Genomic DNA, 14968 nt, shown 5'->3' with positions numbered 1-14968 from the left:
AAATCATCCCTTGAGGGCGCCCGACGACAATCCATGGACGAACGAGCGCTGGAAGAACAGGAACACGATCACCGACGGCAGCAGCGCCAGCAACGAGGCCGCCATCACCACACCGGGCGTGACGACCGGGTCGATCCGCAGCGTGCGCAGCGCCAGCGGCAGCGTGTACGTCGAAGAGTCGGCGGCCACCAGCATCGGCAGCAGGTACTGGTCCCAGATCATGGTGAACCCGAACACCCCGATGACGCCCAGCGCCGGACGGCACATCGGCAGGATGATCCGGGCGAAGATCCGCAGCTCCCCCGCCCCGTCGATCCGCGCCGCCTCCTCCAACTCGCGCGGCACGTCCCGCATGAACTCCGTCATGACCAGGATGGAGAACGCCCACGCACCCACCGGCACGATGATCCCGGCCAGCGTGCCGATCAGGTTGATGTGCAGCACCGGCAGGTCCGACAGGATCAGCGACAGCGGGATCGCCAGGATCTCCTCCGGCAGCATGAGCGTGGCCAGGATCGCCACGAACACGACCGTCATGAACCTGAAGCGCTTGCGGGCCAGCGCGTAGGAGGCCAGCGTCGAGACGACCACCTGCAGCAGCAGCCCGAACCCGACCACGAAGAAGGAGTTCAGCAGGTACTTCAGCACCCCGTGGTCGACGGCGACCGCGAAGTTGTCCAGCGTCGGGCGCGAGGGCACGACGCTGAGCTGCGTCGGATCGGAGACGTGGTTGAACGCGCTGACGAGCAGCGCCAGCAGCGGGCCGGCGAACACCACCAGGACCAGCGCGTAGATGACGAGTTTGAGCAGCCGCGCCTGCGGCGTCCTGCTCTCCTTGAGCCCGAGTGCGGTCTCGCTGGCCGCGCTCATTCCCTCTCCCTCCGTCTGAGGACGGACACGACGACGGTCAGCAGCAGCGTGGCCAGGAACAGCAGCACCGCCCCTGCGGAGGCCACGCCCAGCCGGTTCTGCTCCAGGCCCAGCTTGGTGATCAGGGTCATGACGACCTCGGTCGAACCGTTCGGCCCGCCGTTGGTCAGCAGGTAGACCTCGGTGAAGACACGCAGGCCGCGGATGGCCGCCAGGATGAAGAGGATCGAGAACACCGAGCGCAGCCCCGGCAGCGTCACGTGCAGCAGCCGCCGCCACCGCGACGCGCCGTCGACGATCGCGGCCTCGTACAGGTCCCTGTTCACCCCCGCCAGCCCGGCCAGGAAGATCATCATGTCGTACGGCGCGCCCCGCCAGATCCCGGTGGCGATGACCGAGGCCATCGAGGTGTGCGGGTCGTTGATGAACCCGGAGGGCCCGAGCCCGACCAGGCCGAGCAGCGAGTTCAGCATGCCGTCGCCGGTCGGGTGGTACATGATCCGCCACAGCTCGGCGATGACCGCCATCGGCACCACGACCGGCAGGAACGCCGCCGACCTGATGAAGCTCAGCCTGCGGCTGCGCCCCTCCATCAGCAGCGCGAGCACCAGCCCGAGCAGCATCGAGCCCGCCGTCTGGACCACCGCGAGCAGCACGGTGTGCCAGGCGGCCTGCTGGAAGCCGTCGGAGGTGACGACCTTGACGTAGTTGTCCTGGCCCACCCACTGGTTGCCGAGGAAGGGCTGCACGTTCTGGAAGGACATCACCAGGGCGTTGCCCATCGGGATGAACTTGAAGTACAGGAACAGGACGAGCGCGGGGGCCAGGAACAGCCACGGAACCCACCAGCGCCCGCTCCGGCCGCTCACGCGCTCCTGCGTGGCCGGAGCGGCCGGAGCGGCCGGTTCGGCCTTCACCGCCGTCATGACGCGGCGACGCCCTGCTCGGCCAGGATCCCGGCGAGCTTGGTGTCCAGCTTCTGCAGCTCACCCTTCAGGTCCAGGCCGCAGTCGGCGACCAGGGCGTTGACGGTGTCGGCGGTGGCCTGCCGTACGGGGGTCCAGTTGGGGATCGACGGCGGGTAGTGGCCCGAGCTCTGGTAGACGTCGGCGTAGGTCTTCCACCTGGGGTCGGGGCGGACCTGGCTGATGTCGACGGTTTTGTTGACGGGCAGTTGCACGATGTAGGCGGTGTCGCCCTCCATGCCGATCTTCTGGCCCTCGGCGGAGATGGCGTAGGAGGCGAAGGCGTCCTGGCCCGCGTTGTTGGGCGAGCCCGCCATCAGGTAGATCGCGCCGCCCTCGGCGAGCACGTCGGCGTTCTTGGCGCCCTGGGGCATGGGCACGACCTCGTACTTGTCCTTGCCGAGCGACTTGTCGTAGCGGGGCATCAGGTAGGGGCCGACGACGTACATGCCGGTCTTGCCCGACTCGAACGTCTCGTTCGTCGGCGGGGTGTCCATGGTGACGGCGCCCGGCTGGATGACCTTGTCCTTGCACGCCAGGTCGCGGAACCACTGCGCGGCCGCGATCGACTCGGGGGTGGACATGGCGGGCTTGAACCTGCCGCCGCCGGCTTCGGCGACGAAGTCACCGCCGCCCGCCCACAGGAAGTTGGAGAAGTACCAGGAGGCGTAGCCGCGTTTGGTCGACAGCGGCGCGGCCAGCCCGGAGGTGTCGTTCCGGCCGTTGCCGTCGGGGTCCTTCTCGGTGAACGCCTTGGCCAGGGCCGCCAGATCCGCCCAGCTCCGTGGCGGCTCCAACCCCAGCTTCTCCCGCCAGTCCTTGCGGATCAGCAGCGCCGTGGCCTGCGCGGAGTACGGCACGCCGTACTGCTTGCCGTCCACGCCCTTGCCGGAGGCGAGTGCGCGCTCGGACAGGTCCTTGGCCCCGGCGAGCTTGGTGAGGTCGATCTCCCTGAGCAACCCCTGGCCCTGCATCGTTCCCAGCTGGGCGACGTCGTTCATGACGATGTCGGGCAGGTCCTTCTGGGCGGCCCGCTGCTGCATCTTCGTCTCGAAGTCGTCGAAGATCGCGGTCACCTTGACCTTGTAGCCGGTCGCCTTCTCGAACGCGGCGGCCAGCTTGAGCGTGCCCTGCTCGCCGGGCCCGCCCGGCGAGGTCCTGGTCCAGAGCTCGAGCGTAGCCTTGGCGTCCTGCTCGACGTTGGTTCCGGCTGCGCCTGACGAACATGCTGTGAGCACCACCAGGCACGCCAGCATTGTGGAGGCGGTTCGCATACGTGGACGGCTCCCTCTACTTGGCAAGCGATTCCCGGAAGGTAGCGGTGGTCACGTTCCCCGGTCAATGCTCCGATGACTAAACCGTCACCGATAAAGCTGTTCCGTCATACGACACCATGTCTCCCCAGACATCCGACGAAACGAGGAAGTAATGATCAAAGCGCTGCTGGTGATGGAGGAACTCAGGCGGGCCGACGTCTATCCCGCGCACGTCCTGGAAAGGCTGGCTGACCTGGTCGAATGGCAGGCTCCCGCGATGACGCGCGAGCGGCTGGCCGCCGATCCCCGCGTGCTGTCAGAGGTCGAGATCCTGCTGTCCGGCTGGGGCGCGCCGGTGCTCGACGCCGGGCTGCTCGGTCACGCTCCGCGCCTGCGCGCGGTGCTGGTGGCGGCGGGCTCGGTGCGCCCGCTGACCACGCCGGACTTCTGGGCGCGGGGCATCCCGATCGTCTCGGCCGCCTCGGCCAACGCGATCCCGGTGGCGGAGTTCACGCTGGCCCAGATTCTGCTGGCGCTCAAGCAGTTCCACCGGATCTCCCGCGAGATCAAGGAGCTGGGTCGCTACCCGGACGAGGTACGCGTGGCCGGGGCCTACCGGTCGCGGGTGGGGCTGCTCGGCCTGGGCGAGATCGGCCGCCTGGTCGCCTCCCACCTGCGCGCCTTCGACCTGGAGGTGGTCGCCCACGACCCGCACGCCCCCGCCGGGCTGGGCATCCCGCTCCTCCCGCTGGCCGAACTGTTCGAGACCTGCGAGGTCGTCAGCGTGCACGCCCCGCTGCTGCCGGAGACCACGGGCCTGGTCGACGGCCCGCTGGTGGCGCGGCTGCGCGCGGGCGCGACGCTGATCAACACCGCCCGCGGCGCCGTCCTCGACGAGCCGTCCGTGGTCGAGGTCCTGCGCGGGCGGCCCGACCTCACCGCGGTCCTCGACGTCACCTGGCCCGAGCCGCCGGAGCCGGGATCCCCGCTGTACGGCCTGCCCAACGCGGTCCTGACCCCGCACCTGGCCGGGGCGATGGGCGCCGAACGGGGCAGGATGGGCGAGCTGGTGCTGGCCGAGGTCGCCCGCCTGGCCGCGGGCGAACCGCTGCGGCACGCGGTGAACCCGGCGTTGGCGAGCCTGCGGGCGTGACGGCGATGGACCCGGCACTCAGGGAGCACCTGCGGCGGCTCGACCTCGACCTGCTCATGGCCGGGCACGCCGATCCCGTCCCCGCCGGCTGGGGGCGGAAGGCGCGGACGGACGGCTACAACCGGCTCTACCTCATCCTCGACGGGGTGGGGTCGATCACCCTGGACGGCGTGGAGTACCTGCCGCGGCCCGGCCAGCTCTACTTCCTGCCTGCCGGGTCCGCGCTGGCCTTCTCCAGCTCGAAGGAGCGCCCGTTGCGCAAGTACTGGGCGAACTTCACCGCCACCGTGGCCGGGCGCGAGCTGGCCTCGCTGGTCGCGCTCCCCCGGGTGGTGGAGGTGGAGGATTCGCGGGCCGTACGGGAGATGTTCACCAGGCTGCTGGCGGCGGGCAGGGGCGCGACGCAGGTGACGGGGCCGCTGCGGCAGCGGGCGGTGCTCATGGAGCTGACGGCCTACCTGGTGGACCACGCGCCGCTGGGCTCGTTGCGGCCGCTCAGCCAGGGGCCGGGGCGGATCCTGGAGTACATCGACGCGCACCTGGCCGAGGTGCTGACGGTCGGGCGGCTGGCGGAGGTCTTCCACTACAACCCGACCTACTTCATCACCTACTTCGCCCAGCTCTTCGGGGTCTCCCCCAACCAGTACATCCGGCAGCTGCGGGTCGAACGGGTCAAGCAGGCGCTGATCCACACCGAGCAGAGGATCGAGGAGATCGCCGGGGCGGTGGGCTGGGAGGCCGCCTACCTGTCGCGGGTCTTCCGCCAGGTGACCTCGCTGACGCCCACGCAGTACCGGGCCTTGCACCGGGCCTCCTGAGGATCGTCCTAGGAGTGCCCGAGTTTTGCCCATGCCCAAGGGAATACGCTTTCCCTACGTTGCCGGTATGAACCGATTGGCAGCCCTTGTCGCGGCGGCGTTCCTGCTGCCCGCCGCGCCCGCCCTCGCCTCGGCGGGCGGGGAACGGTTTGTCTCGAACCAGGCCGAGCTGAACGCGGCGATCGGGACGGCGGACACCATCGTCATGGCCGACGGCACCTGGCAGGACACCGTCATCGACCTGCGCGCCCCAGGACCCCTCACGCTCAGGGCGCAGACGCCCGGCAAGGTGCTGCTCACCGGCAGGTCGGCGCTGTCGCTCAACAGCCCCGACCTGACCGTGAGCGGCCTGACCTTCACCTCCGGCCAGGCGCCCGTCGGCGCGGCCTCGGTCATCTCCTTCAACAGCGACCGCGGCAGGGTCACCGACACCGCCGTGGTCGACTTCAACCCCGCCGACCCGGCCACGCCGTACTACTGGGTCTACTTCAAGGGCGGGCACAACCAGTTCGACCACAGCCTGCTCAAGGGCAAGGCCCACCAGGAGCCGGTGGTCGGCAACGACCGGGGCCCGGCGGCCGTCCACAACCGGGTCGACCACACCCGCTTCGCCGACGTCCCCAACCTCGGCCGCAACGGCATGGAGGCGCTGCGCATCTGGGGCTACGGCCAGTGGGCGGAGGAGGGCGCCGAGGAGGGCGCGTACTTCACCATCGACAACAACCTCTTCGAGCACGTCAACGGCGACGACGAGATCATCTCGCTGAAGTCGAACCACAACACGGTCCGCAACAACACCATCAGGCAGTCCAGCGGCGGCCTGGTGCTGCGCTACGGCAACTACAACACGGTGGAGAGCAACGCCATCATCGGCGACCGCTACCCGGCCAGCGAGGGCATCCGTGTCAGCGGCGACCACCACGTGGTGCGCGGCAACTACGTGCAGGGCGTCTCCGGCTACGGGCTCAAGGTCACCAGCGGTGAGCACCTGTTCGACGAGAACCACAAGCTCGACTACCTGACGCCGGACTTCGTCCCGCAGCCGAACCCGCTCACGCCCTACGGCTACCTGTTCCACTACGGGCAGGTGACCGACAGCGCGTTCACCGGCAACGTGTTCACCGACAACGCCAAGAACGACATCCACATCGGCTGGTTCTACAAGAACCACTGGCCCGGCTACCAGATGGTGCTGCTGCCCGAGGGCAACACCTTCACCGGCAACCTCAGCTACAAGCCCAAGGGCGGCGTGGCCGTGACCACCTCGGTACAGGACACGGCGGGCCCGCTGGCGAAGTTCTCCTTCCAGCCGAACACCTTCCGCGGGAACGTCGTCTACGGCGGGACGCTCGACGTCAACCCGCCCAACAGCACCAAGGGCATCGTGGTCGTCCCCTCCCGCGACCGGACCCCGCCCGCCCCGCCGCGGACGGAGGAGACCGGGCCGTCCTGGCAGGCCGGCTAGTACACGGCTGGTACTGTCGACGCGGCCCGGGTGACCCCGCCCGTATCCGCAGCCAAGCAAATGTTTGAAACGCTTGTTTGCGGCATTGGTAGGATCGCCCGCGTGGGAGTTCCTGAGGATTTGCTGGCCGCGGCCAAGCAGTGCCTGTCCGAGCGCGGATACGCCCGAACAACGGTCCGGGACATCGTCGCCGTCTCCGGCAGCAACCTCGCTGCGATCAACTATCACTTCCGCTCCAAGGACGCCCTTCTCACCCAGGCGATGATCGAGGCGACCGGAGAAGCGGTCGCGGAGGTCCTCAAGGCGTTCCCGGACGACTCCAAGGAGTGGTTCGAAGCGTTCTGGGCGGAACTGATCGAATCCTTCCGAGTCAATCCGATGGTGTGGCGAGCCAACGTCGAGACGCTGGCGCAGGCACCTCACCTCCCCGAAGTACGAGCCCGCCTGACCGAAGGGCAGGCGCTCGCCCGGCGCGAGCTGGGCCGGCGCCTGCCACGCCAGGACGAGGCGGGCGCGCAGGTGCTGTTGACGCTGCTCATCGGTCTGCTGGTGCGCTGGCAGATCGACCCGGACAACGCCCCGACGGCTCACGACCTGGCCGCCGGTCTCCGGTCGGTGGCCGAAGCAGCCGCCGGCTAGCGCACCACGTGCCGTCCGGAGTGGTCCGGGCGAGGTTGCGGCCGGCTCGCACGTCGTACGGAACGCAACATGATGGGCGCGAGCAGCGCCATCAGGCACAGACCCGTTGCTGCGGAGATCATGGCGTAGTGCTGACCCTGAGCGAAGGCCTCGCGGGCCGCGCCGGCCAGAGCGGTCCCAGCCGGTTCCGGCAGGTGCCGCGCCGACTCCAGGGCGCCGCCGAGGGTGTCCAGCGCCGATGCGGGAGCGCCGGCGTCGCTGAGGTGTCTTCGATAGACGGCGGTGCCGATGCTGCCGAGCAGGGAGATGCCGAGCGCACCGCCGAACTCGGTGGCCACCTGCGAGAGCCCGGCGACCGAGCCCGCCCGCTCCGGCGGGGCGGTGGCGATGATCAGGTCGGAGGAGATGGTCAGGACGAGGGTGACGCCGCCGGCCATCAGCATGATCCCCGTGATCAGCAGGCCGGTCTGCCCGGTCACGTCCAGCCTGGACAGCAGCGCGAACCCGCCGGCGCCGACGAGCAGCCCGGCGCAGACCACCAACCCGGGACGGATCTTGCGGACCAGGACGGGGGCCAGCCCCGCGGCCAGTATCGCCATGCCCGCCGAGGGCAGCGCGTACAGGCCGGCGACAAGCGGCCTGGCGCCCATGACCATCTGCAGGTACTGGGTGGTGAAGAGGCTGGAGCCGACCATGGCGAAGACGCCGAGGGTGTTGGCGCTGATGGCGGCGGTGAAGGCGCGGCTGCCGAACAGGCGCACGTCCAGCATCGGATCGGTCATCGAGCGCTGGCGGCCTACGAAGGCGACTCCCAGCGCCAGGCCGGTGACGATGGCCAGCAGCGGCGGCCAGCCGAAGCCCTCCTGGGCGATGTGCTGGATCCCGTAGATCATGGGAAGGATCGCGCCCAGCGACAGGACCATGCTGGGCAGGTCGAACCGGCTCGGGTGCGGGTCACGCGATTCGGGGAGCAGCAGTGGCGCCAGGATCAGCAGCAGCGCCATCACCGGCAGGTTGACCAGGAACACCGAACCCCACCAGAAGTGTTCCAGCAGCGCGCCGCCCATCAGCGGACCCAGCATGGCGCCGCCGGCGAACGCTCCGGTCCAGATGGAGATGGCGATCCGGCGCTGGCCGTCGTCGTGGAACATATTGCGGATCAGCGAAAGCGTCGAGGGCATCAGCGTGGCGCCGCCCACCCCGAGCAAGGCTCGGGTGGCGATGAGCAGGTCCGCGCTGGGAGAGAAGGCGGCGACCGCGGAGGCGGCGCCGAACGCTGCCGCCCCGGCCATCAGCAGCCGTCGCCGTCCGACCCGGTCGCCCAGCGTGCCCATGGGCAGCAGCAGTCCGGCCAGCATGAACGGGTAGATGTCGATGATCCACAGCAGCTGGGAACCGCTCGGCGCCAGGCCGGCGCTGATGAAGGGCAGCGCGTACGACAGCACGTGCAGGTCGACGGAGATCAGAAGGACGGGCAGGACCAGGACGGCCAGCCCGATCCACTGCTTGCGTCCGGCTTTCATCGGCGGCCTTTCTCGCGGAGGGAGGCACCGGCGTGGTGCAGGTGGCGGAGGGCCTCGCCGTGCGAGGCCACAAAACTGACTTCGTGGTACGGCAAGCCGAGCCGGCGGCAGTAGGCCCGCACGATGGGTTGCGCCAGGCGCAAATTCGGGGTGGGCATGTTGGGAAACAAGTGGTGTTCGATCTGGTAGTTGAGCCCGCCCATGGCGATGTCGATGAAGCGGCCGCCGCGCACGTTCCGGGTGGTGAGCACCTGTTTACGCAGGAAGTCCAGGCCGGCTTCCCCGGTCAGCGTCGGCATGCCCTTGTGACCGGGGGCGAAGACGCAGCCCATGTAGAGGCCGAACAACCCCTGGTTCACGGCGAAGAAGGCCAGAGCCTTGCCCGGTGACAGAACCCAGGCGAGCGCGCCCAGGTAGAGGGCGAAGTGGGCGAGCAGCAGCGCGCCTTCCATGACGCGGTGTTTCATCCAGGGCTGCCGCAGCGCGCGGATGCCGCCCAGGTGCAGGTTGAGCCCTTCCAGCAGGAGCAGGGGGTAGAACAGCAGCGCCTGCCGGCCGCCGATGACCCGGGCCGGCCCGCGGCTGGCGCGTGCCTGCTCCTGTGACCACACCAGGACGTCGGGGACGACGTCCGGATCGAGCTCCTCGTGGTTGGGGTTGGCGTGGTGGCGGGTGTGCTTGTTCATCCACCAGCCGTAGCTGAGGCCGATCCCGAGATTGCCGCCGAGGCGCCCGAGGGTCTCGCTCGGCCCTCGGGTGAGAAAGATCTGCCGGTGCGCCAGGTCGTGCAGCACGAGGGCGACCTGGGCGAAGACGATCGCGAAGCAGGCGGCCAGCGGCACCTGGAGCCAGGAGTCGCCGAGCCAGAAGAACGCCGCCACGCCTGCCAGGTAGAGACCTGCCACCGCGCTGAGCCGTACCAGGTAGTAGCGGGGGCGACGGTCGAGGAGCCCAGCTCGCCTGATGCGTCTGGACAGGCGGCTGAAGTCGCTCGCGGCCGTTGCGGTTGCTTGTGCCATGCCGCCGACCATACACACGTTTGAAACAACTGTGCAAAACATATGTTTGTGACAGTTGTTTGGATAGGGTGGCGGCATGGAAGAGCGACACAAGCTGATCGAGGCGACCACCGACCGGGCTCACGCGTGCCGCCGGATGACGGCGCCGCCTCCGCTCACCCTGCGTCAAGCCCTGCTGATCGTGGATGCCGTGAACGGGCTGTACTCCACCGACCGCCTGGCCAGGACGCGACTACTGGCGCGGGAAGTGGCGGCAGTGATCGAACTGGGCGCGCCAGAGATATGGGCGGCCGACGGGCTCGCCCTGCTGTGCATGATCGAAGCATGGACGACCTGCCGGCGCCTGGCCGTCATGGATGCCGCCGAGCGATTCTGGGCATGCGCCGAGGGCGGCTATGAGGAGGGGCTGCGGGCGGTAGGGCTGCTGCCCGAGCCGAGGGTTCCACAGCGCGTGCCACCGCTCGACCATCCACATGTCACCTGCGCTGGACGACGGCGCAGCGCCGAGATCACCTCACCGTAACCCCGGCAAGGTCCCGGGGTCACGCCCATGTCACCGCACCATGTCGTCCAGGGTCGAGATCACCCCGCCGTTGCCGACGCACATCCCCGGCATCTCCGGTGCCGCGACGGCGGCCCCGAGAACGACCTGGTACCCGGACGGCAGGCCCTCGGCACGATCGGAACACCCCAGCGTCGAGCCGGTGCCGGTCATGCCCAGCGGCGTGAACACCTCGGCGTGGAGGAAGGCGCCGAAGGACTTCCCCGACACCACCTCGACGATCCTCGCCGCGATCGAGTAGTTGGTGTTCGGGCAGGACCTTGACGACCGGGTCGTCCAGGGAGACGCGGCCACGGTCGACCAGCAGCATGATCGCCGTAGCCGTCATCGACTTGCTCATCGACGCGATCCGGAACCGTGTCCGAGCCGTCACCGCGTTGCCGTCCCCGTCCCGGCCGCGGATGATCGTCTCGACCGACGACCCGTCGATCACGGCCGCCGCGACACCCGGCGTGCCATAGACGGAGCGGTAGTCGTCGACCAGTCGTTCGCCAGTGGCATGGGCCGGTGCCGTCCAGCCGAGCAGCACGGCGACGAGCACACCGCCGAGGACGAGGATGGAATCTCAGTCAGGCAGATCGTTGCGACCCACAAGCCCGTTCTCGTACGCGTGGATCACCGCGTGCACGCGGTCGCGCAGGTCCAGTTTCTGCAGGACGGCCCGGACGTGCGACTTCACCGTGTTCTCGCTCAGCACCAGTTCCGCGCAGATCTCGCCGTTGGACCTGCCGCGGGCGAGCAGGCCGAAGATCTCGACCTCGCGCGGGGTGAGGCCGTCCAGGGCCGCCATCCGCCGCACCGGCACCTGCCGTACGAGATCGAGGACCGTCGCGGCCACCCCCGGGGCCAGCGCCGACGTCCCGGAGGCGACGTCACACACGGCCTGGGCCAGGGCGGCGGGCCGGACGTCCTTGGTCAGGTAGCCGCTCGCGCCGGCCCGGATGGCAGCCACCACCAGCTCGTCATCATCGAACGTCGTCAGCATGAGCACCCGGGTCGCCGGCGCGATCCTGACGATCTCCGCCGTGGCGGCGACCCCGTCCATGCGCGGCATCCGGATGTCCATCAGCACCACGTCGAGGCGGTGCCGCCGGACGACCTCGATCGCGTCGCTGCCGTTCGCGACGTCGTGGGTGACCTCGATGCGCTCGTCGGCCGACAGCACCGTACGGAGCGAGGCCCGCAGCAACTCCTGGTCGTCGACGAGCATGACCTGGATCCCGGTCAAGCCCCCTCCTTCGTGGGGAGCCGCACCCGCAGCACCCACCCGTCGTCCCCGTCGTCGATCGACAGGGTGCCGCCTGCGGTACGCACACGTTCCTCGATCCCCATCAAGCCGGTCCCCTGGCTGCCGGCGTCGCGAAGCGCCCTGCCGCCGTCGTCGCGCACCTCCACCAGCACCTCGACCGGGGTCCAGCGCAGGCGAACGGTCACCTCGACCGGTGGTTCGAGGTGGCGCAGCGCGTTGGTGATGCCTTCCTGCACGGTCCGGACCGCCGCGACCTCGGCACTCAGGCTCAGCGGCCGTCGCTCACCCACCTCCGCGAACGTCACCACATGGAGCGGGCTCGCCGCCGAGGCCACGAGGTCAGGGAGGGCGTCGAGCGAGATCGGAACCTCTCTGGGCCGGGAGTCGGCGCGCGGCGCCACGGTGGCCGGGCGCAAGGTGGCCAGCATCGCTCGCAGGCCTTGGTGGGCGTCCCGGCCGGCCTCGGCGATGTCGCCGAGTTCACGGCGGGTCGCCGGATCCGCCGTCGTCACCGCCGCGGCCTCGATCCGCGCGACCATGACGGTGACCGTGTGGGCGATCACGTCGTGCAGGTCGCGGCGGATGCTGGCCCGTTCGTCCGCGACCGCCGCGGCCAGCCGTTCGCTCTCGGCTCGTCGGCCGGCCTCGTGCCTGCGGCGTACCAGCAGGGCCGCAAGCCACACACCGCCGACCACGAGCATCAGCAGCCCGCCCTCGACCAGGCCGGTCCACCCAGGGGTGTCAGGGGGCAGCCGGGCCCACGCCACCCGTTGGGTGAGGACGATCCCGAGAGCGGCGACGGCCAACGCGACCACCGAGGACCTGACCGAGACCAGGCTGGTCAGCCGCCACAACGTGAGGGGGAAGCACACAGCCGAGGGCAACATGGTCAGTGACCAACCCGGGGTGGGCGTCATCACCAGGACGAGCATTGCCAGCGCGCCGATCGCGTACCCCACCCACGGCCGTCGACGGGCCACCACCGCTCCCGTATGGAGCAGGACGGCAGCGCCCGCCGCGGCGAAGATCTGCCACAGGTCCGCGCCGAGGTGCCAGGCGCCCGCCAGGATGATCACCGTCAGGAGAGCCAGGACCGCGTGCGTCACCACCGTCACGGCCGGCCATGTGCTCCGGCGCTCGGCGGCTGTCACGGCCGTCGCCTCCCGATGGACTCGTGGTGGGGAGCCGTGCCCGGCTCGACGTGCCACAGGATAGCCAGCAGCGGCAGCCGTCATGGGAGCGGGCCACGGTGACGGCCGGCACGCCGTCGCCGTCCGGCGCGGTCGCCACGCCGACGGCCTCGCGCAGGTCGTGCGGACGGAAGGGCGGGGGTGAGCGGGGCTTCAGGCGGGGCCGGACTACCCACAACACCGGCAGAACGATCGGCGGCGGCATGGACCTCGCCTTCGACCTGCCCACCTCCAGATCGCACCATCACCTTCGACTACCGCGGCACCGGGGACAGCGACAAGCCCGACGAGCCCTACACGACGCGCGGCTTCGCCCTCGATGCGCTGGCCGTACTCGACGAGCTCGGCGTGGAGCGCGCGCACGTCTACGGCACCTCCATGGGCGGCCGCGTCGCCCAGTGGCTGGCAGCCGACCACCCGGAGCGGCTGGCGGCGCTCGTGCTGGGGTGCACGTCTCCCGGAGGCGCACACGGGGTGGAGCGAAGTCAGGAGGTGCGCCGCTCGCTGGCCCAGCGTGACCGGGCCGCCGCCCGGCGGGCGCTGCTCGAGCTGATGTACACCCCGGAGTGGCTCGCCACCCACCCCGGCCCGTATCGCACGATCGGCGATCGCGGCATGCCGGCCCACGCCCGCCGCCACCATCTCGCCGCCAGCGCGCATCATGACAGCTGGGAAGCCCTTCCCGGCATCGTCGCGCCCACCCTCGTGATTCACGGCGCCGACGACGTCTTCAACCCGGCCGCCAACGCGCCGCTGCTGGCCGGCCGCATCCCCGGAGCGCGGCTGCACCTCATCCCGGGTGCGCGGCACGCCTACTTCGAGGAGTTCCGCGAGGTCGCCGGCCGGGTGGTCGCCGACTTCCTCGCCGACGTGGCCGGCTGAGGAATCGTGCCGTTCGGGCCGGCGTGAACACCGGCCCGAGGATGTCGCCGGCGGGGTCACGGCAGGCGGACGACGCGGGTGATCTCCGCCGCGCCGCCCAGCCGGACCAGCGGGCCCGACTGGCTGCGCCGGGTGGTGGCGGTGATCGTGGAGGGGGTGCGGAGGGAGTCGCCCATGTCGACGGTGAGATCGGTGACGCCCTGACCGGCCAGGTGCGCGGCGAGGCAGGCGGTGCTGTTGGCGTTGGCGATGTCCTCCGCGACGCCGATCGACGGGGCGAACATGCGGGCCGCGGCCCGTCCGGTGGGTGTCGGAGTGGAGTAGACGTAGCAGCCCAGGAGGCCGAGCCGGTCGCATGCGGCGCGGAGCCGTTCGAGATCCGGGGCCAACGCGGCCAGAGCGGAGCGCGTGGCGATGGGGACCAACAGCCGTGGCCGCCCTATCGCAGCGACGCGGGCGCCGGGGGCGAGCGTGTCGGAGGTGACGCCAAGCGCGCGCAGAACGAGGGCGCACTCGATCGCGGTGGGCTCGCGCAGGCTGACGGACCCGGCGTCGAAGACGGCGTCGACCCGGTTGTCCTCCCGTACGGCCCGGCCGGCGAAGGCGCGTCCTGACGCGTGGAGGGTTGCCCGGTAGTCCTGGACCCCGGCGCGCTCGGCGAGGAAGGCCAGGGCGGCGATGGTCCCGTGGCCGCACGCGGGCAGCTCTCCCTCGGCAGTGAAGAAGCGCAGGGAAACCGCGGGATCTTCAGCTCGGCCGTGGTGAGCGTGGACGAAGACCACGTGAGAGGTTCCCATCAGGACCGGTATGCGGCGGCGCTGGTCGTCGGTCAAGGGCGCTTCCTCCATGACCGCGGTGGGGCTGCCGCCGCCGCCGTCGCGCAGGCACGCGTGGACGATCGCGACGGGCAGGCCGTACCCGCTCATCAGCGGTCCCCTTCGTGAGGTGGCGGGAAGCTTCCGTGAGATGGCGGGAAGGGAGTGCCCCAGGGCTCCTCCCGCAGGAGGAGCCCGTTCGCCAGGTGACTGATGGTCCGGTACCAGCCGGTCAGCACCAGGAATTCGAGCAGCTGCGCGTCCTCGTAATGGACACGCAGGGCATCCCAGGCAGGCTGCGACAGCCGCGCGGTCTCGTGCAGCTCGTCGACCGCGACGAGCAGCGCCGCATGGCGCGGCGGCCACGAGGCGTCGACGCCCGCGACGGCGGTCGCGCGCAGCTGCTCCAGGCTGAGCCCGGCCTGCTGGGCGAGGGTCGCGGCGTGCACGCCCCACTCGTAGCCGCAGCCGGCGCGGGCGGTCACCCGGGCGATGACGATCTCCCTGTCGATGGCCGGCAGGAGCCCGTGGCCCAGCAGCCCGGCTCCGAGTGCGAACATCC

The 14968-nt window shown here is 70.2% G+C and carries 16 protein-coding genes and 1 pseudogene; 6 read left to right on the top strand and 11 right to left on the bottom strand.

The features are described 5' to 3' along the window. Positions 1-3 precede the first annotated feature (3 nt). Genes ABZX22_RS13825 through ABZX22_RS13815 form a run of 3 tightly spaced genes read right to left on the bottom strand, consistent with a single transcriptional unit; the run spans position 4 to position 3109 of the window. Positions 4-870 carry a carbohydrate ABC transporter permease gene (locus ABZX22_RS13825; protein ID WP_354908281.1) on the bottom strand — a complete coding sequence of 289 codons (867 nt, stop codon included), beginning with the start codon at positions 868-870 and terminating at the stop codon, positions 4-6. After that, positions 867-1796 carry a sugar ABC transporter permease gene (locus ABZX22_RS13820; RefSeq protein WP_354908279.1) on the bottom strand — a complete coding sequence of 310 codons (930 nt, stop codon included), beginning with the start codon at positions 1794-1796 and terminating at the stop codon, positions 867-869. The genes ABZX22_RS13825 and ABZX22_RS13820 overlap by 4 nt, the downstream gene beginning before the upstream one ends. Then, positions 1793-3109 (bottom strand): sugar ABC transporter substrate-binding protein, encoded by a 1317-nt coding sequence (locus ABZX22_RS13815; RefSeq protein ID WP_354908278.1) that lies wholly within the window; start codon positions 3107-3109, stop codon positions 1793-1795. Before ABZX22_RS13815 ends, ABZX22_RS13820 begins: the two co-directional genes overlap by 4 nt. 154 nt (positions 3110-3263) lie before the next feature. Here ABZX22_RS13815 and ABZX22_RS13810 point away from each other — a divergent pair, with 154 nt between their 5' ends. The 4 genes from ABZX22_RS13810 (at position 3264) to ABZX22_RS13795 (ending at position 7166) form a co-directional block, all read left to right on the top strand. After that, positions 3264-4244, top strand: a complete 981-nt coding sequence (locus ABZX22_RS13810) for a hydroxyacid dehydrogenase (protein ID WP_354908276.1) — start codon at positions 3264-3266, stop codon at positions 4242-4244. Positions 4245-4249: 5 nt separating this feature from the next. Continuing rightward, entirely contained in the window at positions 4250-5062 is an 813-nt protein-coding gene (locus ABZX22_RS13805; RefSeq protein WP_354908353.1) for an AraC family transcriptional regulator, read from the top strand. Positions 5063-5129: 67 nt separating this feature from the next. After that, positions 5130-6527 carry a polysaccharide lyase 6 family protein gene (locus ABZX22_RS13800; RefSeq protein WP_354908274.1) on the top strand — a complete coding sequence of 466 codons (1398 nt, stop codon included), beginning with the start codon at positions 5130-5132 and terminating at the stop codon, positions 6525-6527. A 102-nt stretch (positions 6528-6629) separates the two neighbouring features. Continuing rightward, on the top strand, positions 6630-7166 hold the full coding sequence (locus ABZX22_RS13795; protein WP_354908272.1) for a helix-turn-helix domain-containing protein: 537 nt from the start codon (positions 6630-6632) through the stop codon (positions 7164-7166). On the opposite strand, the gene ABZX22_RS13790 is transcribed toward ABZX22_RS13795, so the two are convergent. Further along, positions 7163-8689, bottom strand: coding sequence for an MFS transporter (locus tag ABZX22_RS13790; RefSeq protein ID WP_354908271.1), 1527 nt, complete (start codon positions 8687-8689; stop codon positions 7163-7165). The two genes, ABZX22_RS13795 and ABZX22_RS13790, sit on opposite strands and share 4 nt — an antisense overlap. Further along, complete coding sequence (locus tag ABZX22_RS13785; protein ID WP_354908270.1) at positions 8686-9708, bottom strand: acyl-CoA desaturase; 1023 nt, start codon at positions 9706-9708, stop codon at positions 8686-8688. Before ABZX22_RS13785 ends, ABZX22_RS13790 begins: the two co-directional genes overlap by 4 nt. A 76-nt stretch (positions 9709-9784) precedes the next feature. On the opposite strand from ABZX22_RS13785, the gene ABZX22_RS13780 reads away from it, so the two are divergent. Then, complete coding sequence (locus ABZX22_RS13780) at positions 9785-10231, top strand: hypothetical protein (RefSeq protein ID WP_354908268.1); 447 nt, start codon at positions 9785-9787, stop codon at positions 10229-10231. A 30-nt stretch (positions 10232-10261) separates the two neighbouring features. On the opposite strand, the gene ABZX22_RS13775 is transcribed toward ABZX22_RS13780, so the two are convergent. From ABZX22_RS13775 to ABZX22_RS13760, 4 genes and pseudogenes are all read right to left on the bottom strand, one after another. Then, entirely contained in the window at positions 10262-10564 is a 303-nt protein-coding gene (locus ABZX22_RS13775; RefSeq protein ID WP_354908266.1) for a serine hydrolase domain-containing protein, read from the bottom strand. Between the two features lie 15 nt (positions 10565-10579). Then, a pseudogene (locus ABZX22_RS13770) lies at positions 10580-10703 on the bottom strand (serine hydrolase); the annotation flags it as partial. Between the two features lie 132 nt (positions 10704-10835). After that, the gene (locus ABZX22_RS13765) at positions 10836-11498 is read right to left on the bottom strand and encodes a response regulator transcription factor (RefSeq protein ID WP_354908264.1); all 663 of its coding nucleotides are present in this window, start codon (positions 11496-11498) and stop codon (positions 10836-10838) included. Next, the gene (locus ABZX22_RS13760) at positions 11495-12634 is read right to left on the bottom strand and encodes a histidine kinase (RefSeq protein ID WP_354908263.1); all 1140 of its coding nucleotides are present in this window, start codon (positions 12632-12634) and stop codon (positions 11495-11497) included. The genes ABZX22_RS13765 and ABZX22_RS13760 overlap by 4 nt, the downstream gene beginning before the upstream one ends. A gap of 216 nt (positions 12635-12850) precedes the next feature. Here ABZX22_RS13760 and ABZX22_RS13755 point away from each other — a divergent pair, with 216 nt between their 5' ends. Next, the gene (locus ABZX22_RS13755; protein ID WP_354908261.1) at positions 12851-13591 is read left to right on the top strand and encodes an alpha/beta fold hydrolase; all 741 of its coding nucleotides are present in this window, start codon (positions 12851-12853) and stop codon (positions 13589-13591) included. Between the two features lie 56 nt (positions 13592-13647). On the opposite strand, the gene ABZX22_RS13750 is transcribed toward ABZX22_RS13755, so the two are convergent. Further along, the gene (locus ABZX22_RS13750; RefSeq protein WP_354908259.1) at positions 13648-14517 is read right to left on the bottom strand and encodes a PhzF family phenazine biosynthesis isomerase; all 870 of its coding nucleotides are present in this window, start codon (positions 14515-14517) and stop codon (positions 13648-13650) included. Further along, a complete protein-coding gene (locus ABZX22_RS13745; protein ID WP_354908257.1) occupies positions 14517-14966 on the bottom strand; it encodes a carboxymuconolactone decarboxylase family protein in 450 nt (149 codons plus the stop codon). Before ABZX22_RS13745 ends, ABZX22_RS13750 begins: the two co-directional genes overlap by 1 nt. Between the last annotated feature and the right edge of the window lie 2 nt (positions 14967-14968).

The organism is Nonomuraea sp. NPDC003804 (assembly GCF_040610675.1).
GTDB lineage: Bacteria > Actinomycetota > Actinomycetes > Streptosporangiales > Streptosporangiaceae > Nonomuraea.
Note: the sequence above shows the minus strand (reverse complement) of the source record. Positions and strands in the feature narration are given on the sequence as shown.